This is a genomic window from Streptomyces sp. CBMA123 (assembly GCF_014596465.1).
GTDB lineage: Bacteria > Actinomycetota > Actinomycetes > Streptomycetales > Streptomycetaceae > Kitasatospora.
Window position 1 is genome coordinate 53702 of record NZ_MECK01000068.1, and the last position, 14254, is coordinate 67955.

A 14254-nucleotide genomic window follows, 5' to 3' on the forward strand; every position below is an offset into this window, starting at 1 on the left:
CCGACGCAGGAGGGAGTGCCGGAGCGAAGAGCGTCGGCGCCGGGTCCGAGCGCCCGGAGGCGAGCGGGCGAGTGGCGCCCCGAGCCGAAGGGCGCGCCGGTGCCGAAAGTGATGAGCGACCAGCGACCGACGCAGGAGGGAGTGCCGGAGCGAAGAGCGTCGGCGCCGGGTCCGAGCGCCCGGAGGCGAGCGGGCGAGTCACAGTGATCGACGCCCTCGGCAAGCGCTGCCCGCTGCCGGTGATCGAGCTGGCGAAGCGGATCGGCGAGGTGCCGGTGGGCGGCACGGTCGCCGTCCTCGCGGACGACGAAGCCGCCCGGCTGGACATCCCGGCCTGGTGCGGGATGCGCGGACAGGAGTACGCGGGCGAGGCCCCGGCCGCCGACTACGGCGGTGACCGGGGCTCGGCCTACCTGGTGGTGCGCCGCTCCTGACCGGGGCGGGCTACTTGACCAGGTTCGCGCGGATCTCCGCGGCGGCCTCGGCGCCGTAGGCGTCCTCGAAGCGCTTCAGGAAGGCGACCGGGCGCAGCTCGTACTCCTGGGTGCCGACGGTCTCGATCACCAGGGTGGCGAGCATGCAGCCGAGCTGGGCACTGCGCTCCAGTTCGAGCCCCCAGGACAGGCCGGCCAGGAAGCCGGCCCGGAAGGCGTCGCCGACGCCGGTCGGGTCGACCTTGGCGTCCTCCACCGGGCAGCCGACCAGGATCGGGGCCTCGCCCTTGCGCTCGATCCGGACGCCCTTGCTGCCCAGGGTGGTGACCCGGGTGCCGACCCGGGTGAGCAGCTCCTCGCCGCCCCAGCCGGTCTTGGTCTCGATCAGCGCGGCCTCGTACTCGTTGGTGAAGAGGTAGGCGGCGCCGTCCACCAGCTCGCGGATGTCCTCGCCTTCCAGGCGGGCCAGCTGCTGGGAGGGGTCGGCGGCGAAGGCGTAACCGCGGGTGCGGCACTCCTGGGTGTGGCGCACCATGCCCTGCGGGTCGTCGGCGCCGATCAGGACGAGGTCGAGGCCGCCGACGCGGTCGGCGATCGGCTTGAGCTCGATGTTGCGGGCCTCGGCCATGGCACCGGTGTAGAACGAGGCGATCTGGTTGTGGTCCTCGTCCGTGGTGCACATGAAGCGGGCGGTGTGCCGGGTCTCGGAGATGTGGACGGAGTCGCAGTCCACGTTGTTGCGCTCCAGCCAGCTGCGGTACTCGGTGAAGTCCGCGCCGGCGGCGCCGACCAGGATCGGTCGGAGCCCGAGCACACCCATGCCGAACGTGATGTTCGGCGCGACCCCGCCGCGGCGGATGTCCAGGGCGTCGACCAGGAACGACAGCGACACGGTGTGCAGCTGCTCGGCGACGAGCTGGTCGGCGAACCGACCGGGGAACGTCATCAGGTGGTCGGTGGCGATCGAGCCGGCGACGGCGATACGCACGGAGGTCTCCTCAGGATGGCAACAGGGCCAGCGGGGGCGGATGAACCCACTAACGGTACCGGTGCGGGGGCGGCGAGCCGGCATGCGTCCCGCAAGCTGCCGCCCGGCCCTCCCGGCCATGGTGGCACCCGAAGCCCTCGGACGTGTACTACCTCCGGGTAGCACTGGTGGGCCCACGGAGCCGCGCCTAGGGTCGGCAACGGGAACCCTGTCGGACGTGACGGGGCCCGTCGTCGACCGTGGCGGTGCGGCCACGGCCTGGATCGGAGCGATGCCCGATGATGCCCAACCACTCCCCGCTGCCCGCCCTCCGGTCCGACGCGGACGGCGAGACCCTCGACGCGCTGGTCAGCTCCTCCCGTCGGCTGCGCCGGTTCTGGCCGCAGGTGACGGCCGGTCCGGAGCCGGCCGCCCCCGCGTCCGTCGGCGTACGGGTCCCGTCCGGGGCCCAGCGACTGGTCGCCGGGATGGCCGAGTACGGCATGTGATCCGCCCGGGCCGAAGCGGAACCGGATCCGACCGGGGCACGTCACATCCGCGCGGAGCAGCCGAGGAGGCGGCGCCGCTGAGCCCTCGGGAGGATGTGCAGATGGATCTGGAGACGATGCCCCAGCGCGGTCGGCGGACGGTGGCCCTGGCGGTGGCCGCGCTGGCGGCGGTGGTGACCCTGGCCGGCTGCAACGGCGACGGCAAGGGCTCCGGGGATTCGGCCAAGAGCACCGCGTCGGCCGCCGCGAGCGCCTCGCCCTCGGCGAGCGGCTCCCCGCAGGTCCCGGCGGACTCCGGCTCGCCGTCCGCGGGGGCCACCACGAGCGGCCCGCCGCCCGGCTGGTCCCCGACCCCGGCCGAGCCCGCCCCCGGGCGGCCGTCGGGAGCGGCCACTCCCCCGGCCAACGGGATCGCCCCCGGCGAGCCCGACCCGGCCGGTACCGGCAAGCCCAACCCCGGGGCGCGACCGCCGATCGGCTACCGGGTGGACGGCGGCAACACACTGACCGTCTACTTCTTCGGCGGGGTCTGCACCAAGTACGCGCTGAAGGCGGACGAGTCCCAGCAGGGCCAGGTCGGCGTCCAGGTCGTGCCGGGCCCGCCAGCCGTCCAGCCGGGACAGGTCTGCACCGCGCTGGCCAAGCGGCAGTCCGTCTCCGTCGACCTGCGCTCGCCGCTGGCCGGGCGGACGGTGGTCGACAAGTCGAGCAACCAGGACGTGCCGCTGGAGGGCGACTCGCACATGGGCCCCGACCCGGTGACTCCGGACGGCCCGGCGCGGTAACCCGGCAGGGCGCTGGAACGCGAAAGGCGGCCCGGGGGAAGGTTCCCCTGGGCCGCCTCGGCGTTCGAGGCCCGCTTCAGGCTTAGCTGAAGGAGTCGCCGCAGGCGCAGGAGCCGGTGGCGTTCGGGTTGTCGATCGTGAAGCCCTGCTTCTCGATGGTGTCGACGAAGTCGACGGTGGCGCCACCCAGGTACGGGGCGCTCATGCGGTCGGTGACGACCTTGACGCCGTCGAAGTCCTTGATCACGTCGCCGTCGAGCGAGCGCTCGTCGAAGAACAGCTGGTAACGCAGGCCGGAGCAGCCACCGGGCTGGACGGCGACGCGCAGCGCGAGGTCCTCGCGGCCTTCCTGCTCCAGCAGGGCCTTGACCTTGGCCGCGGCGGCATCGGTAAGGAGGATGCCACTCTCGACGGTGGTCTCGTCCTGGACGGTCATCTGCTTTCTCCCGGTCTTGACGACGGTCTGCCGCCAGTGCCAACCAACGACTGCCCGGTTTCATTTCCCGGACGGCGGTGGATTTCTGCGGTCAGTTCGACGGCTGGTTTTCCGTGGGCCGGGTGGGTCACCCAGGCCTCTACGCTCCCCATGCTCGCACAACCGGGGAGGACGGGGCACCGCCCGCGTCATGGATCCGGGTGAACGGGCCCCACGGCCGCCCCGCGGACGCCAGGATGGGCGGCATGATCCTTCGCCAGGTCAGGGACACCGCAGCGGACGCGGAGGTCGTCCAGGAACTGTCCCTCGCCGCATTCGCCGACCTGTCGGACGACCCCGCGCGGGCGCCCGGACCGACGCCGCTGCAGCTGGCCCGGACCAGGCACCTGGCGCGCACCGATGCCGGGGGCTGCTGGGTGGCGGAGGCCGGCGGGCAGGCGGTCGGGGTGGTGCTGTCGATGCGCCGCGAAGGACTGTGGATGCCCTCGCTGTTCGCGGTCCGGCCGTCCGCGCGGGACCAGGGGGTGGGGCGGCTGCTGTTCGAACGGGCCCTGGCGCACGCCGGGGGCTGCCTGCGCGGCATGGTCTGCGTCTCCGGCTCCCCGGCGGCGGCCCGCCGCTACCGGCTGGCCGGGTTCACCCTGCACCCCGCGATGCGGCTGACCGGGCGGGTGGACCGGGAGGGGCTGATCGACCCGGGCGACATACCGGTGCACCGCGGCAACCTCACCCACCTGCACCTGCTGGACTCGGTGGACCGCCGGCTGCGCGGGTCCGCGCACGGCCCGGACCACGAGCTGATGCTCGGGCACTTCGAGGAGCTGCTGGTCGCCGACGCGCTGGCCGGCAGCGGCTACTGCTACCGGGACGGCGGCGTGGTGCGGCTACTGGCGGCCACCAGCAAGCGGATCGCGGCCCGGCTGCTGCGCGAGGCGCTGGCCCGGGTGCCGGACGGGGTCGAGGCCCGGGTGGAGTACCTGACCGCCGAGCAGGAGTGGGCGCTGGACGTCGGCCTGGAGGTCGGGCTGACGCCGGAGACCGGCGGCTTCGTCGGGGTGCGCGGGATGCGGCCGCCGACCCCGTACCTGCCGAGCGGGGCGTTCCTCTAGGGCCTGGACGTGCGGACGGCCCCACCGGGCGGGCCGGTGGGGCCGTACGAACGGACGGCGGGGCCTCGATCAGGCCATGGTGTCCAGGATCTCCCTGACCATCTCCATGGTCGTGCCCGGGTGCAGGAAGGCGAAGCGGGCGACCGTCTCGCCGTCCCAGCCGGTCGGGGTCACGAAGCCGATCTGGTCCGCGAGCAGCTGCTGCGACCAGCGGTAGTAGTCGTCGTTGGTCCAGCCGGTGCGCTTGAAGCAGACGGCGGAGAGCTGCGGGTCGAACAGCAGCTCCAGGTGCTCGGTGTCGCGGATCAGCTGGGCGGTGTCCCGGGCCAGCTGGAGGCCGGTCTCGACGGCGTCGGTGTAGGCCTGGACGCCGTGGACGGCCAGCGAGAACCAGAGCGGCAGGCCGCGGGCGCGCCGGGTCAGGTGGTAGGCGTAGTCGGTGGGGTTCCACTCGTCGCCCTCGGTGTGCAGGACGTCCAGGTAGGAGGCGTCCTGGGTGTGCACGGCGCGGGCGAGCTGCGGGTTGCGGTAGATCAGCGCGGCGCTGTCGAAGGGGGCGAACAGCCACTTGTGCGGGTCGACCACGAAGGAGTCGGCGTGCTCGATGCCGTTGTAGCGCTCGCGCACCGAGGGGGCGAACAGGCCCGCGCCGCCGTAGGCGCCGTCCACGTGGAACCACAGGTCGTGCTCGCGGGCGACCTCGGCCAGGCCGGCCAGGTCGTCGATGATGCCCTCGTTGGTGGTGCCGGCGGTGCCGACGACGGCGATCACCGTCTCCGGGTGGGGGTCGGCGGCCAGGGCGGCGCGCAGCGCCTCACCGGTGAACCGACGGTTCACGGTCGGGACCTTGAAGGCCTCGACGCCGATGATGTTGAAGGTGTTCTTGACCGAGGAGTGCACCTGGTCGGCGACGGCTATCCGCAGCCGGGCCTCCGGGCCGACGCCGAGCTTGCGGCGCGCGGTGTCGCGGGCGACCACCAGGGCGGACAGGTTGCCCGCCGAGCCGCCGGAGACGAAGCAGCCGCCGGCCGAGGCGGGCAACCCGGCCAGGTCGGCGATCAGCCGCAGCACCTGGTTCTCGGCGGCGATGGCGCCGGCCGCCTCCAGCCAGGAGATGCCCTGCAGCGAGGCGCAGGAGACGACCATGTCGAACAGCAGCGCGGCCTTGGTCGGGGCGCACGGGATGAAGGACAGGTAGCGGGGGCTGTCGGCGGAGATGACCGCGCGGGACAGCTCGTGGTCGTACAGCTTGAGCACGTCGGCCGCGTTGTTGCCGTCCTGGTTGAGCAGGCCGGCCAGCTGGGCGCGCAGGTGCTCGCCGTCACCGGGGTGGTCGAGCGGGACGGGGTCGTACTGCAGCCGCTCCCGCATGTAGTCGAAAACCAGGTCGACCAGTTCGTTGTCGGGCCGGTGCATGCGGTCGGGTGCTGCGGACACGGCTGTCCCTCTCGGCTGTGGGGGTCGGGGGGATCCGGTCGGCGGGACGCCTCACCGCAGTGACCGGACGTGATCAGCGTAGGCAGCGGGGGTGCTTCGCCGCGCGTCGGAACGCGGCTGGTCAGGCAGGTTTCGGGCGTCTTCGCACGGGTCCGCGCAGGATTCCTGCGTACCCGCCGCGGGCTCAGCCGATCAGCTGGGAGAGGACCACCGAGGAGCGGCTGCGCTGGACGCCGGGCTCACGCCGGATGCGCTCGATGACGGCCTCCAGGTGGCGCATGTCGCCGGCCCGCAGGTGCACCAGGGCGTCCGGATCCCCGGTGACCGTCCAGGCCGCGACCACCTCGGGGAACTGGCGCAGGCTGGCGAGGATCTCCTCGGGGGCGGTGCGTTCGCGGCAGTAGACCTCGACGAAGGCCTCGGTCTGCCAGCCGAGCACGGCGGGGTCGAGCACCACGGTGAAGCCCCGCACCACGCCGCGTGCCCGGAGCCGGTCGATCCGGCGGCGCACGGCGGTGGCGGAGAGGTTCACCTGGAGACCGATCTCGGCGTAGGAGGCACGGCCGTCGCTGCCGAGGCGGGCGAGGAGCTGCCGGTCGGTCTCGTCCAGGTCCGCCCCGATCACCTCATGTGCTCGGCTGCTGGTCATCGGTGCGGGGCTCCACGGGTCGTGCGGTGGGGGTGAGGGGGCGTTCCGGGCGGTGGGGCAGCGCTGTCGCGGCCGCTGCCACCACTGCCGAAACGGTTCGCCACCCATTCTGGCGGATGACCTGAACGAGTCCACCGCCGACGGATGACCGGCGGGCGGCCATCAGTCCACGAGCAGCACGATCTTCCCCCGGGTGCGGCCCTCGGCGCTGAGGGCCTGGGCGGAGGCCGCCTGGGCCAACGGGAAGGTCGAGGCGACGGTGACGGTGAGCCGGCCGTCATCGGCGAGCGCGGCGAGCTCCGCGAGGCCCGACGCGTCCGGGCGGACCCAGACGTAGTGGCCGCCGAGGGCCTTGACCCCGAAGTCGGTGATCGAGGCGATCCGGGCCGGGTCGGCCACCAGGCCCGCCGAGATCTGGACGGCGCCCTGGCCGACCAGGTCGAGGGCGGCGTCCACGCCGTCCGGGGCGAGTTCGCGCACCCGCTCGGCCAGGCCCTCGCCGTAGGTGACCGGTTCGGCGCCGAGGCCGCGCAGGTAGTCGTGGTTGCGCTCGCCCGCGGTGCCGATCACCCGGGCGCCGCGGGCCCGGGCGAGCTGGACGGCCAGGTGGCCGACCCCGCCGGCGGCGGCGTGCACCAGCACGGTCTCCCCCGCGGCGAGCCGCAGCGCGTTCAGGGCCTGCAGCGCGGTGAGCCCGGCCAGCGGCAGGCCGCCGGACTGCGCCCAGTCCAGCGCGGCGGGCCGGCGGGCCAGGGTGCGGACCGGGGCGGAGACCAGTTCGGCGTACGTGCCGTGTTCGACGGCGTCCTTGCGGACGCAGCCGTACACCTCGTCGCCGGGGGCGAACTCCGTCACCCCGCCGCCGACCGCACGGACCACGCCCGCCACGTCCCAGCCCATGACCAGGGGGAAGTGCGCGTCCAGCAGGCCGTCCAGGGCGCCGTCCCGGACCTTCCAGTCCACCGGGTTCACCCCGGCCGCCCGGACCTGCACCAGCACGGAGTCGGGCCCGACCTTGGGATCGGGCAGGTCGGTGTACTCGACCACCTCGGGGCCGCCGTAGCGGTTGATCGCGATTGCCTTCATGGGCTCAGCCATACCCGGAGGCTTCGAAGTATCGATTCGGCCACGGCCGGAAGCATCCTTTCCGCCGAGCGGTTCTCGTCACATCGACAGGATGGCCATCGTCACTCTGACGCTAACCGGTTAGAATAGATAGTGTCAGATAGACGAAAAGGCCCCGCACGTTCGGCCGCACAGAAGGGCACCCGCCCGTGACCACCACCATCACCGAGACCTACGGCGTCGACCCCACTCCGACACCGCTCGCTCTGCTGCTGCTCGGCCGGGAGGCCGACCCGAACAGCGAGCGCGGCGTCGAGTGCCCCGGTGACCTCCCGCCGGCCTCCGACCCGGACCTCGTCGAGCGCGCCCGGGCGGCCAAGGCCGCACTCGGCGACCGCGTCTTCATCCTCGGCCACCACTACCAGCGCGACGAGGTCATCGAGTTCGCCGACGTCACCGGCGACTCCTTCAAGCTCGCCCGCGACGCCGCGGCCCGCCCCGAGGCCGAGTACATCGTCTTCTGCGGCGTGCACTTCATGGCCGAGTCCGCGGACATCCTCACCGGGGACCGGCAGCAGGTCGTGCTGCCGGACCTCGCGGCCGGCTGCTCGATGGCCGACATGGCCACCGCCGAGCAGGTCACCGAGTGCTGGGACGTGCTGACCGACGCCGGCATAGCCGACGTCACCGTCCCGGTCTCGTACATGAACTCCTCCGCCGACATCAAGGCCTTCACCGGCAAGCACGGCGGCACCATCTGCACCTCCTCCAACGCCCAGCGCGCCCTGGAGTGGGCCTTCGAGCAGGGCCAGAAGGTGCTCTTCCTGCCCGACCAGCACCTCGGCCGCAACACCGCGGTGCGGGACATGGGCCTCTCGCTGGACGACTGCGTCCTGTACAACCCGCACAAGCCGAACGGCGGCCTGACCGCCGAGCAGCTGCGGGACGCCAAGATGATCCTCTGGCGCGGCCACTGCTCGGTGCACGGCCGGTTCAGCCTCGACTCGGTGAACGACGTCCGCGAGCGGATCCCCGGCGTGACCGTCCTGGTGCACCCCGAGTGCAAGCACGAGGTCGTCAGCGCCGCCGACATGGTGGGCTCGACCGAGTACATCATCAAGGCCCTGGACGCCGCCGAGCCCGGCTCCAAGTGGGCCATCGGCACCGAGCTGAACCTGGTCCGCCGCCTGGCCAAGGCGCACCCGGACAAGGAGATCGTCTTCCTGGACCGCGCGGTCTGCTTCTGCTCGACCATGAACCGGATCGACCTGCCGCACCTGGTCTGGGCGCTGGAGTCGCTGGTCGAGGGCCGGGTGCCGAACGTGATCAGCGTCGACCCGGAGACCGAGAAGTACGCCAAGGCCGCGCTCGACCGGATGCTGGCCCTGCCGTAACCCGGGGCCGACGACGGCGATGGGCGGGCCCCCTCCCACCGGAGGGGGCCCGCCCTTTCGTCTGGCAGCGGCCGCGCGGCTACTCGTACTCGGGGAACCCCGGGATGACGCCCTCGCCCTCGGACAGCAGCAGGGCCCGGACCTCGTCGAGGGTCGCCTCGGCACTCGGCAGGATCAGCTCGGACGGCTCCAGGGAGTCGTCCGGCAACCGGCTGCCGTACTGCTTCACGGCGTCCAGCAGCTTGCCGTAGGCCTGGCGAAAGGTGCCCTCGTCGCCCGACTCCACCGCGGTGAGCAACTCGTCGTCGAGCTGGTTGAGCAGGTTCAGGTGGTCCTCGCCCACCTCGTACTGCCCCTCACCCATGACCCTCATGATCATGCTGCGCTTCTCCTGGTTCGTGGGTGCGTTCAGCTCACTTGTTGTAGTTGATGCGCGGGGTGTCCTGCGGGTGCGACTCCTGCGGCTGCTGAGCCGGCTTGCCCTGCTCGATCGCGGCCGGACCGGCGGCGGGGCCACCGGACAGCTCGGCCTTCATCCGGGCCAGCTCCAGCTCGACGTCGGAACCGCCGGCCACCCGCTCCAGCTCGGCCTCGATGTCGTCCTTGCGGCCGAGACCGCTGGCGTCGTCGAGCGCGCCGGAGGCCAGCAACTCGTCGATCGCACCGGCCCGGGCCTGCATCTGCGCGGTCTTGTCCTCGGCACGCTGGATCGCCAGGCCGACGTCGCCCATCTCCTCCGAGATGCCGGAGAAGGACTCGGCGATACGGGTCTGCGCCTGCGCCGCGGTGTAGGTGGCCTTGATGGTCTCCTTCTTGGTACGGAAGGCGTCCACCTTGGCCTGGAGGCGCTGGGAGGCGAGCGTGAGCTTCTCCTCCTCGGCCTGCAGGGCCTGGTACTGCGTCTCCAGATCGGTGATCTGGGACTGCATGTTGGCCTTGCGGGTCAGCGCCTCGCGCGCGAGGTCCTCACGGCCGAGGGACAGCGCCTTGCGGCCCTGGTCCTCGTACTTCGCGGACTGCTGCTGGAGCTGGGTCAGCTGGAGTTCCAGGCGCTTGCGCGAGGTCGCGACGTCCGCGACGCCACGCCGTACCTTCTGCAGCAGTTCGAGCTGCTTCTGGTAGGAGTAGTCGAGCGTCTCACGGGGATCTTCCGCCCGGTCCAAGGCTTTGTTCGCCTTGGAGCGGAAGATCAGCCCCATACGCTTCATGATTCCGTCGCTCATGGGCCTCGGGTGCCCCCTTCTCCGGCCTGCGGTCTTAAATCTCGTTACCAGACACGACGAGTGTATGTGCAGCGAGCCATTCGCCGCAGTGCACCTGCCTGCAACAAGACTGCTACAGCGACCAGGGGCAGATCCTCATCCCCCGGGTGGATCCGCCTCTCATCCTCTCCATACTCCATCCGACTGATCCCCTACGGGAAGGGGCCGGGCACCCCGGGTCGGATCGCGGCCGGACGGATCGATATGCGTTTGGGTCCGAGGGGACCCTTGGTCGCGGCGTCGCACCCCGTACGCTGGTGGTGTGTTCCGACGCCGTTCAGATGATGCCGCCTCCGCCACCGTGCTCGAGGACGAGACGCCCCAAGCCCGCCACCCGCAGGCCAAGAAGGGCCGCCCCACCCCCAAGCGCAACGAGGCCGAGGCCAACCGGCGCACCCGGGTCACGGTGCCCAAGGACCGCAAGGAGGCCTCCCGCCAGGCACGCGACCGGATGCGCACCGAGCGTGAGAAGCAGCGCCAGGCGCTGATCGACGGCGACGAGCGCCACCTGCCCGCCCGTGACAAGGGCCCGGTGCGCAAGTTCGCCCGCGACTACGTGGACTCCCGCTGGTCGCTGGCCGAGTTCTTCCTGCCGGCCGCCGTGGTCATCCTGGTGCTGAGCATCGTCAAGGTGCCCGCCCTGCAGCTGCTGTCCACGCTGCTGTTCCTGCTGTTCTTCGTGCTCGTCGTGCTGGACTTCGTCCGCCTCGGCCTGGGCCTGCGCAAGCAGCTGGCCGAGCGCTTCGCCGGGCAGAACACCCGTGGCGTGGTCGCCTACGGCATCATGCGCACCCTGCAGATGCGCCGGCTGCGCCTGCCCAAGCCGCAGGTGCGGCGCGGGGAGAAGCCCTGACCGCCGAACCGGTGGACTCCGGCTGGGCCCCGCCGTCCTGGGAGGGGCCCGGCCTCTACGCCCTTCCCGGACAGGGCGGCGCGCTCCCCGGCCAGGGCGACGGCGGCCACGACCGGCTCGGCCAGGAGCGTCGGCTGCCCTCCCGCAGCGGCTCCTTCGCCGGCGGCACCGGCGCCTGGCTGGACCGGCTCGGCGGGCTGCGCAACTTCGTCCGGCAGGAACTCGTCTCCCGGCAGCTCGCCGAACAGCTGGCCGGCCGGAGCGCCCAGCGCGTCCTGGACATCGGCTGCGGACAGGGCACCCAGGCCCTGCGGCTGGCCCGGGCCGGCCACTACGTCACCGGGATCGACTCCGACCCGGTCGCACTCGGCGTCGCCCAGGGAGCACTCGCCGAGGAGGCGCCCGAGGTGCGCGGCCGGCTACAGCTGCTCAGCGGCGACGGCCACCAGTGCGGGCGCTGGTTCGGCCCGCGCAGCTTCGACGTGGTGCTCTGCCACGGCGTCCTGATGTACCTGCCCGACCCGGACCCGATGATCGCCTCGCTGGCCCGGCTGCTCGCGCCCGGCGGGCTGCTCTCGCTGCTCGTCCGCAACCGCGACGCGCTCGCGCTGCGACCCGCCGCCGCCGGGGACTGGCGGGCCGCCCTGCACGCCTTCGAGAGCGACCGGTACTACAACCGGCTCGGGCTGGCCGCCCGCGCCGACCGGCTCGCCGACCTGAGCGTCACCCTCTCCGAGGTGTCGGTGCCGGTGCGGCACTGGTACGGCGTCCGGGTCTTCACCGACAACGCGCCCGATGACGCGACCCCGCCGGTGGACGGGCGACAGCTGGCCCAGCTGCTCGAAGCCGAGGACCGGGCCGCCCGCACCGACCCCTACCGGCAGGTCGCGGCGCTGCTGCACGTGATCGGTGCCAAGTGAGCCCGGGGGCTCAGCCCTCGTGCAGGCTCATCCCGTAGACCTTGGTGCCGTCCTCCAGGAGGACCGCGGTGTCCACGCCCTCCTCGGCGAGCTGCTTCCAGCTCTCCCCGATCCAGGTCTCGGCATCGCCCTGGCCGGCGAACTCCTCCTGGCCGAGGCTCGACGTCACCGCGCTGCCGTCCGCCTTCTCGTACCGCCACGTCCAGACCATGCCCGGCTCCTCCCACTGACGCTGCCGTGTGTGCTGCGCACCATAGCCTGCCCGGCCCGATCTTCCGTATGCCTGTCGGGCAGGATGGGCGGCATGGCGACCCACCCCCCGCTCCCCCGCACACTGCTGCTCGGCGGCGCGCGCTCCGGCAAGTCCACCCGCGCCGAGCAGCTGCTCGCCGACCGCCCGGACGTCCTGTACGTGGCCACCGGCGGCACCCGGGACGGCGACGCCGAGTGGGCCCAGCGGGTCGCCCTGCACCGGGACCGCCGGCCGGCGAGCTGGCGCACCGCCGAGACCTGCGCGCTGGAGGCCGTACTGGCCGACGCCGAGGACCCGGCGCCGGTGCTGATCGACTGTCTGGCGCTGTGGCTGACCGCCGTGATGGACGAGTGCGACGCCTGGGACGACGCGGCCTGGACGGACGGCGGCGAGGCCGCGGTGCGGCGCCGCTGCGAGGCCCTGGCCGCGGCCTGGGCCGGCACCCGGCGGACGGTCGTCGCGGTGAGCAACGAGGTCGGCATGGGCGTCGTCCCGGGCACCGCCGCCGGGCGGCGCTTCCGCGACACCCTCGGCCGCCTCAACATGGCCGTCGCCGACGCCTCGGAGCGGGTCCTGCTGGTGGTCGCGGGACAGGTTCTGACGGTCAAGCCGAGCCCGCACACCCACGGCGTGTAGCCTTCCGGACGATGGACACGACCGTGGATCTCGATACGTTCTCCTCGCTCGTCGAGCGCCCCGACGACAGCGCCCGCCGGGCCGCCGAGGAACGCTGGCAGGAGGCCGGGCCGCGTGGCGGCCTGGGCAAGCTGGAGGAGCTGGGCAGCTGGCTGTCGTCCGTACAGGGGCGCTCCCCGGTGCGGCCGGTCTCGGCGCCCAAGGTGCTGCTGTTCGCCGCCGACCACGGCGTGGCCGCGCTCGGCGTCTCCCGGCTGCCCGCCGACGGCGGCACCGCGGCCCGGGTGCGGGCCGTGCTCGACGGCAGCGCCCCGGTGGCCCGACTGGCCGCCCGCTACGGCGCCGAACTGCGGGTGGTCGACGTCGGCGTGGACACCGACCCCGCGAACTTCCCGGACGAGGTGGTCGCCCACCGGATCCGGCGCGGCTCCGGCCGGATCGACGTCGAGGACGCGCTCACCCCCGAGGAGACCGTCCGGGCCTTCCGGGCCGGCATGGCCGTGGCCGACGAGGAGGCCGACTCCGGCACCGACCTGGTACTGCTCGGCGACCTCGGGGTCGGCTCCACCACGGTGGCCGCCGTCCTGGTCGGCGCGCTGTGCGGGACGGACGCGGCCGCGGTCTGCGGGCGCGGCTCGGGCATCGACGACCGGGTGTGGATGGTCAAGTGCGCCACCATCCGGGACTCGCTGCGACGCGCCCGGCCGGTGCTCGGCGACCAGCTGGCGCTGCTCGGCGCCACCGGCGGGGCCGACTTCGCGGCGATCACCGGCTTCCTGCTGCAGGCCGCCGTCCGCCGGCTGCCCGTGGTGCTGGACGGCGTGGTCTCCTCGGCCTGCGCGCTGGTCGCCCAGCGGATCGCCTTCCGGGCGCCGGAGTGGTGGCGGGCCGGGCAGTCCAGCGGTGAGCCGGCCCAGGCGAAGGCTTACGACCGGCTCACCCTGACGCCGCTGCAGGACCAGGGCATCACCCTGGGCGAGGGGGTCGGCGCGGTGCTCGCGCTGCCGCTGCTCCAGGCGGCCGGCGACGCGCTCGCGGACGAGGCGCCGAGGCCGTTCGTACCGGCGGCGCCGAAGGAGCAGCCGAAGCTGCCGTCGGCGGCGGATCTGCTCAGGAAGCTGTAGCAGCGGCGGGAGTCCGGACGCTCTGACAGCTGACGGTCGGCGACCGGGCTTCCGGCCGGTGGCCTTCCGCTCCGCGCGGTTCCCCGCGCCCCTTTCGGGGCGCGGGGATTCTGTTTGTCGGGAGGCGGGGCGCGGGGCTCCGGTTCTCCGGGCTTCGGGCTTCGGGCTTCGGGCTTCGGGCGAGCGCGGGGTGCGGGGTGAGTGCGGTTCGGTGCGGGTGGAGGAGTGGGAGCGATGGCCGGCGACGGTGGGCGGGCGACGTGGGGCGAGGGGCTGCGGTTCGCGTTCGGGACGCTGTCCGTGCTGCGGGTGCGGGTGGAGCGGTGGGACCGGGCGGCGGCGGGCCGGGCGATGACGGCGGCGCCGGTGGTCGGGGTGGTGCTGGGCGGGATCGCCGCCGCGGCGGGCGCGGTGGTGGCCT

Annotated in this window: 15 protein-coding genes and 3 pseudogenes; 10 read left to right on the forward strand and 8 right to left on the reverse strand. The window is 73.1% G+C overall.

Annotated features, from left to right (window positions below; translation table 11 throughout):
* Positions 1-203: 203 nt before the first annotated feature.
* A pseudogene (locus tag BG452_RS10760) lies at positions 204-434 on the forward strand (sulfurtransferase TusA family protein); the annotation flags it as partial.
* Positions 435-444: 10 nt separating this feature from the next.
* On the opposite strand, the gene BG452_RS10765 reads toward BG452_RS10760, so the two are convergent.
* Positions 445-1422: a carbohydrate kinase family protein gene (locus BG452_RS10765; RefSeq protein ID WP_188304006.1), complete on the reverse strand. Its 978-nt coding sequence runs from the start codon at positions 1420-1422 to the stop codon at positions 445-447.
* A 278-nt stretch (positions 1423-1700) separates the two neighbouring features.
* Here BG452_RS10765 and BG452_RS10770 point away from each other — a divergent pair, with 278 nt between their 5' ends.
* Together BG452_RS10770 and BG452_RS10775 are read left to right on the forward strand one after the other, a co-directional pair.
* Positions 1701-1910 carry a hypothetical protein gene (locus BG452_RS10770; protein WP_188304007.1) on the forward strand — a complete coding sequence of 70 codons (210 nt, stop codon included), beginning with the start codon at positions 1701-1703 and terminating at the stop codon, positions 1908-1910.
* A 101-nt stretch (positions 1911-2011) separates the two neighbouring features.
* Entirely contained in the window at positions 2012-2695 is a 684-nt protein-coding gene (locus BG452_RS10775) for a hypothetical protein (protein ID WP_188304008.1), read from the forward strand.
* 82 nt (positions 2696-2777) lie between these two features.
* Here the strand turns inward: BG452_RS10775 and erpA are convergent, their stop codons facing one another.
* Entirely contained in the window at positions 2778-3131 is a 354-nt protein-coding gene (gene erpA / locus BG452_RS10780) for an iron-sulfur cluster insertion protein ErpA (protein WP_049651846.1), read from the reverse strand.
* A gap of 245 nt (positions 3132-3376) precedes the next feature.
* Between erpA and BG452_RS10785 the strand changes: the two genes are divergently transcribed.
* On the forward strand, positions 3377-4240 hold the full coding sequence (locus BG452_RS10785; RefSeq protein ID WP_188304009.1) for a GNAT family N-acetyltransferase: 864 nt from the start codon (positions 3377-3379) through the stop codon (positions 4238-4240).
* A 69-nt stretch (positions 4241-4309) separates the two neighbouring features.
* On the opposite strand, the gene BG452_RS10790 is transcribed toward BG452_RS10785, so the two are convergent.
* From BG452_RS10790 to BG452_RS10800, 3 genes are all read right to left on the reverse strand, one after another.
* Positions 4310-5677, reverse strand: coding sequence for a pyridoxal phosphate-dependent decarboxylase family protein (locus tag BG452_RS10790; protein ID WP_317620980.1), 1368 nt, complete (start codon positions 5675-5677; stop codon positions 4310-4312).
* Between the two features lie 184 nt (positions 5678-5861).
* On the reverse strand, positions 5862-6326 hold the full coding sequence (locus tag BG452_RS10795; protein ID WP_188304010.1) for an Lrp/AsnC family transcriptional regulator: 465 nt from the start codon (positions 6324-6326) through the stop codon (positions 5862-5864).
* A gap of 162 nt (positions 6327-6488) precedes the next feature.
* Complete coding sequence (locus BG452_RS10800) at positions 6489-7412, reverse strand: NADP-dependent oxidoreductase (protein ID WP_188304011.1); 924 nt, start codon at positions 7410-7412, stop codon at positions 6489-6491.
* A gap of 188 nt (positions 7413-7600) precedes the next feature.
* Between BG452_RS10800 and nadA the strand changes: the two genes are divergently transcribed.
* Complete coding sequence (nadA, locus tag BG452_RS10805; RefSeq protein ID WP_317620981.1) at positions 7601-8785, forward strand: quinolinate synthase NadA; 1185 nt, start codon at positions 7601-7603, stop codon at positions 8783-8785.
* Between the two features lie 79 nt (positions 8786-8864).
* Here nadA and pspAA read toward each other — a convergent pair whose 3' ends face one another.
* Together pspAA and BG452_RS10815 are read right to left on the reverse strand one after the other, a co-directional pair.
* Positions 8865-9164, reverse strand: a complete 300-nt coding sequence (pspAA, locus tag BG452_RS10810) for a PspA-associated protein PspAA (RefSeq protein WP_188304012.1) — start codon at positions 9162-9164, stop codon at positions 8865-8867.
* Between the two features lie 34 nt (positions 9165-9198).
* Positions 9199-10008, reverse strand: a complete 810-nt coding sequence (locus tag BG452_RS10815; RefSeq protein ID WP_188304013.1) for a PspA/IM30 family protein — start codon at positions 10006-10008, stop codon at positions 9199-9201.
* A gap of 301 nt (positions 10009-10309) precedes the next feature.
* On the opposite strand from BG452_RS10815, the gene BG452_RS10820 reads away from it, so the two are divergent.
* Both BG452_RS10820 and BG452_RS10825 read left to right on the forward strand, forming a co-directional pair.
* Complete coding sequence (locus tag BG452_RS10820) at positions 10310-10900, forward strand: DUF3043 domain-containing protein (protein ID WP_188304014.1); 591 nt, start codon at positions 10310-10312, stop codon at positions 10898-10900.
* 179 nt (positions 10901-11079) lie between these two features.
* Entirely contained in the window at positions 11080-11820 is a 741-nt protein-coding gene (locus tag BG452_RS10825) for a class I SAM-dependent methyltransferase (protein ID WP_188304027.1), read from the forward strand.
* 10 nt (positions 11821-11830) lie between these two features.
* On the opposite strand, the gene BG452_RS10830 is transcribed toward BG452_RS10825, so the two are convergent.
* The gene (locus BG452_RS10830; RefSeq protein WP_188304015.1) at positions 11831-12031 is read right to left on the reverse strand and encodes a hypothetical protein; all 201 of its coding nucleotides are present in this window, start codon (positions 12029-12031) and stop codon (positions 11831-11833) included.
* A gap of 87 nt (positions 12032-12118) precedes the next feature.
* Between BG452_RS10830 and cobU the strand changes: the two are divergent.
* The 3 genes and pseudogenes from cobU to BG452_RS10845 form a co-directional block, all read left to right on the forward strand.
* Positions 12119-12709, forward strand: a pseudogene (cobU, locus tag BG452_RS10835) (bifunctional adenosylcobinamide kinase/adenosylcobinamide-phosphate guanylyltransferase); the annotation flags it as partial.
* 11 nt (positions 12710-12720) lie between these two features.
* On the forward strand, positions 12721-13833 hold the full coding sequence (locus tag BG452_RS10840) for a nicotinate-nucleotide--dimethylbenzimidazole phosphoribosyltransferase (protein ID WP_188304017.1): 1113 nt from the start codon (positions 12721-12723) through the stop codon (positions 13831-13833).
* 234 nt (positions 13834-14067) lie between these two features.
* A pseudogene (locus BG452_RS10845) lies at positions 14068-14254 on the forward strand (adenosylcobinamide-GDP ribazoletransferase); the annotation flags it as partial.

What these genes read in the sequence shown, in the direction of transcription:
- BG452_RS10785 (WP_188304009.1), top strand. Translation starts at nt 3,377, where the DNA reads ATGATCCTTCGCCAGGTCAGGGACACCGCAGCGGACGCGGAGGTCGTC.
- BG452_RS10840 (WP_188304017.1), top strand. Translation starts at nt 12,721, where the DNA reads ATGGACACGACCGTGGATCTCGATACGTTCTCCTCGCTCGTCGAGCGC.
- BG452_RS10800 (WP_188304011.1), bottom strand. Translation starts at nt 7,412, where the DNA reads ATGAAGGCAATCGCGATCAACCGCTACGGCGGCCCCGAGGTGGTCGAG.
- pspAA (WP_188304012.1), bottom strand. Translation starts at nt 9,164, where the DNA reads ATGATCATGAGGGTCATGGGTGAGGGGCAGTACGAGGTGGGCGAGGAC.
- BG452_RS10830 (WP_188304015.1), bottom strand. Translation starts at nt 12,031, where the DNA reads ATGGTCTGGACGTGGCGGTACGAGAAGGCGGACGGCAGCGCGGTGACG.
- BG452_RS10815 (WP_188304013.1), bottom strand. Translation starts at nt 10,008, where the DNA reads ATGAGCGACGGAATCATGAAGCGTATGGGGCTGATCTTCCGCTCCAAG.
- BG452_RS10795 (WP_188304010.1), bottom strand. Translation starts at nt 6,326, where the DNA reads ATGACCAGCAGCCGAGCACATGAGGTGATCGGGGCGGACCTGGACGAG.
- BG452_RS10775 (WP_188304008.1), top strand. Translation starts at nt 2,012, where the DNA reads ATGGATCTGGAGACGATGCCCCAGCGCGGTCGGCGGACGGTGGCCCTG.
- BG452_RS10770 (WP_188304007.1), top strand. Translation starts at nt 1,701, where the DNA reads ATGATGCCCAACCACTCCCCGCTGCCCGCCCTCCGGTCCGACGCGGAC.
- erpA (WP_049651846.1), bottom strand. Translation starts at nt 3,131, where the DNA reads ATGACCGTCCAGGACGAGACCACCGTCGAGAGTGGCATCCTCCTTACC.